Origin of the sequence: Novosphingobium sp., assembly GCF_027486195.1 — a bacterium.
Lineage (GTDB): Bacteria > Pseudomonadota > Alphaproteobacteria > Sphingomonadales > Sphingomonadaceae > Novosphingobium.
Genome location: NZ_JAIXPP010000012.1, coordinates 1 through 2,988, shown reverse-complemented (window position 1 = coordinate 2,988; position 2,988 = coordinate 1). Strand labels below are relative to the sequence as shown.

Sequence of the window (2,988 nt, the reverse complement as noted above, 5' to 3'; positions counted from 1 at the left end):
GGGCTCGCTCGATGCCGCGCTGCCAGTTCCCGTCGTACGGTTCATCACCCAGGGCGGCACGGTGCGCGGGATCATCGAGGGCGATTCCGAACCAGCGGTGTTCCTCCCCGAACTGATCGCGCACCACAAAGCGGGGCGACTTCCGATCGAGGCGTTTATCAAGACCTATCGCCTGGACCAGATCAACGAGGCCATCGACGATGCCCACCACGGGAAATGCGTCAAGGCCGTGCTGCTCATCGATTGAGGACACACCCATGTGGCTCTATCCCGAAGTCAGGACGCTCGGCGAATTCATCGAATACCATGCGCGCACCGCGCCCGGGCGGCGCGCGCTGGTTCAAGGGGATCGCACGATCTCGTTTGCCGAGTATGATGCGGTTTCCAACCGCATTGCGAACGGCCTGCTGGCGCATGGTGCGGAGCCGGGCGACCGGATCGGCTTCCTTGGCCTCAACAGCCCCGATTTCTACTTTGCGCTGACCGCCACGGCCCGCACGCGCGCCGCCTTCGTTCCCTTCAACTGGCGTCTTTCGGCCGCCGAACTGGCGCAGCTCATCGACGACAGCACAGCGCGAATTGTATTCGTCGAGCGCACGCTGGCAGACCTGTGGAACGCCGCAGCGGAAGTTTCAGGGTGTGCGGTCGAGGTGATTTGGTTCGATGGTGAAGACACGTTAGAACGCCGCTATTCCGGCGATAGTACGACAAAGCCCGACCTGTTCATCAGCGAGGAAGACGTTGCCATCCAGCTCTATACCTCGGGCACCACGGGCAAACCCAAGGGCGTGATGCTGAGCCACGGCGCGTTCAACCGGATGCGTCTGTGCGAGCATCTCGAGCCCGCCTACGAATGGCACGAGGGCGATATATTCATAAACCCGTTGCCCAATTTCCATCTGCTCTCGATCGGCATTGCGTTCCAGTGCCTGTATAACGGCGTGGCGGTCTCGATCGTGCGCCAATTCGATCCCGGCGTGATTTGCGAGACAATCGAGCGCGACCGTCCGACCTTGCTGACCCTTACCCCGACGATGATCCAGATGCTGCTCGATCATCCGCGCGCGGCCGAGACCGATTTCTCGTCTCTGCGGCTCGTGCTCTATGCAGGATCGCCGATTTCGCTGGGCCTAATCCGGCGCGCCATCGCGCAGATGCCTTGTGCGTTCATGCAGTTCTATGGTGCCACCGAAGCCTGCGGGGCGTTCACGATCCTCAGGCCAGGCGAACATGACCTAGAGGACGAGGCCAAGCTGCAAAGCTGCGGCCGCCCGCTGCCGCTGATCGAACTGCGCATCGTCGATGCCGCTGGGAACGATGTACCCGAGGGTGAACCAGGCGAACTGATCGCACGTGCGCCTGCCATCACCGCTGGGTACTGGAAACAGGACGATGCCACTGCCAAAGTTCTGCAAAATGGCTGGTACCGCACCGGCGATGTGGCGCGCCGCGATTCAGAGGGGCTTTACTACATCGTCGACCGGGTCAAGGACATGATCGTCTCGGGCGGCGAGAACATCTATTGCGCCGAGGTGGAGAACGCGCTTTCAACCCACCCGGAGGTGGCGCAAGTCGCAGTGATCGGCGTGCCCGATGCGCGGTGGGGCGAAGCGGTGATGGCCTGCGTTATCCGCCAGCCCGATAGCGGGCTCGATGAAGCCGCGCTGATCGCACATGCACGAACGCTGCTGGCGGGCTACAAAGTGCCCAAGCGAGTGACGTTCATGGAAAGCTTCCCGCTGGTGCCATCGGGCAAGGTTTCTAAGAAGGACCTGCGCGCGCCGCACTGGGAACGGGCCACGCGCCAGGTCGCGTGAGCATCATGCGCTAAACCGAACCGGCAAACAGCGGATAATCGGTATAGCCGCACGCATCGCCGACATAGGCATGGTCCATGTCCGCCACCGCAAGTGGATGCCCGCCGCGCATGCGCATCACGAGATCGGGATTGGCGATATAGGGCCGCCCGAACGAGACCGCATCGGCCTTGCCAGCCGCGATGCAGGCATTGGCTGCCGGAGCATCGAAGCTACCATTCTGAATCACGACGCCCCGGAAAATCGCACGGATGCGCTCGATGACCGGGTTGTCGGGCCGCTCCATGAAGCCGGAAGCAATTGGCTCGATCAGGTGCATATAGGCGATGCCGAATTCCTGCGCCAAGGCTGCGACGGCATCGGCCAGCGCATCGGGGTTTTCATCGCCCATGCCCTTGCGCGCGCTGGTCGGGCTGATGCGGATACCGACCCGGCCGGGGCCAACCGCCGCCGTCACGGCTTCCAGAACCTCGCGCAGCAGGCGCGAGCGACCAGCCAGGTCACCGCCATAAGCATCGCTTCGATGATTGGCGTTCGATTGCAGGAACTGGTCGATCAGATAGCCGTTGGCCGCGTGGATCTCCACGCCGTCGAACCCGGCGACCAGCGCGTTCGCGGCACCGGTGCCATAGGCTTCGACCGCATGGGCGATATCCCCATGGGTCATCTCGCGCGGTACGACATAAGCCTTCATCGGCAGGAAGCCGCCTACGTAGTCAGGCGGTGGCGGTGCAAACGTCTGCCCTTCCCCCGCAATGGGCGATGGGCCCAGCGGCTGCGCACCACCGATGTAGTCAGGCAGCACCAGCCGCCCCATGTGCCACAGCTGAGCGAAGATCTTCCCACCCGCCGAGTGGACCGCGCCGGTCACATGCGCCCAGCCTTCAACCATGTCTGACGTCCACAAACCGGGCACGCGGTACCAGCCCATGCCCAGCGGATCGACTGCGGTCGCTTCAGACACGATCAGCCCGCAATCCGCACGCTGGGCGTAATACTGCGCCATCAGCGCTGTCGGCACATTGCCGGGCGTGGCGCGCGCGCGGGTGAGCGGGGCCATGATCACCCGGTTGGGCAAGGTCAGCCCGCCAAGCTGCAGCGGCTGGAACAACGCATCGAGACTCATAGGATCAGGCTGCTCGCAGTCACGTGTTTCTCCATGTGATTTCGC

At 63.2% G+C, this 2,988-nt stretch carries 2 protein-coding genes and 1 pseudogene; 2 read left to right on the top strand and 1 reads right to left on the bottom strand.

Annotated elements, in window-relative coordinates; genetic code table 11:
* A pseudogene (locus Q0071_RS02575) lies at positions 1 to 247 on the top strand (NAD(P)-dependent alcohol dehydrogenase); the annotation flags it as partial.
* Positions 248 to 257: 10 nt separating this feature from the next.
* On the top strand, positions 258 to 1,817 hold the full coding sequence (locus Q0071_RS02570; RefSeq protein ID WP_298164986.1) for a long-chain-fatty-acid--CoA ligase: 1,560 nt from the start codon (positions 258 to 260) through the stop codon (positions 1,815 to 1,817).
* A 10-nt stretch (positions 1,818 to 1,827) separates the two neighbouring features.
* Here the strand turns inward: Q0071_RS02570 and Q0071_RS02565 are convergent.
* Positions 1,828 to 2,988: alkene reductase (locus Q0071_RS02565; RefSeq protein WP_298164984.1), on the bottom strand; the 1,161-nt coding region annotated here is incomplete at its 5' end.

Excerpts from the sequence above, each read along its gene's own strand:
- Q0071_RS02570 (WP_298164986.1), top strand. The coding sequence starts at position 258 with ATGTGGCTCTATCCCGAAGTCAGGACGCTCGGCGAATTCATCGAATAC.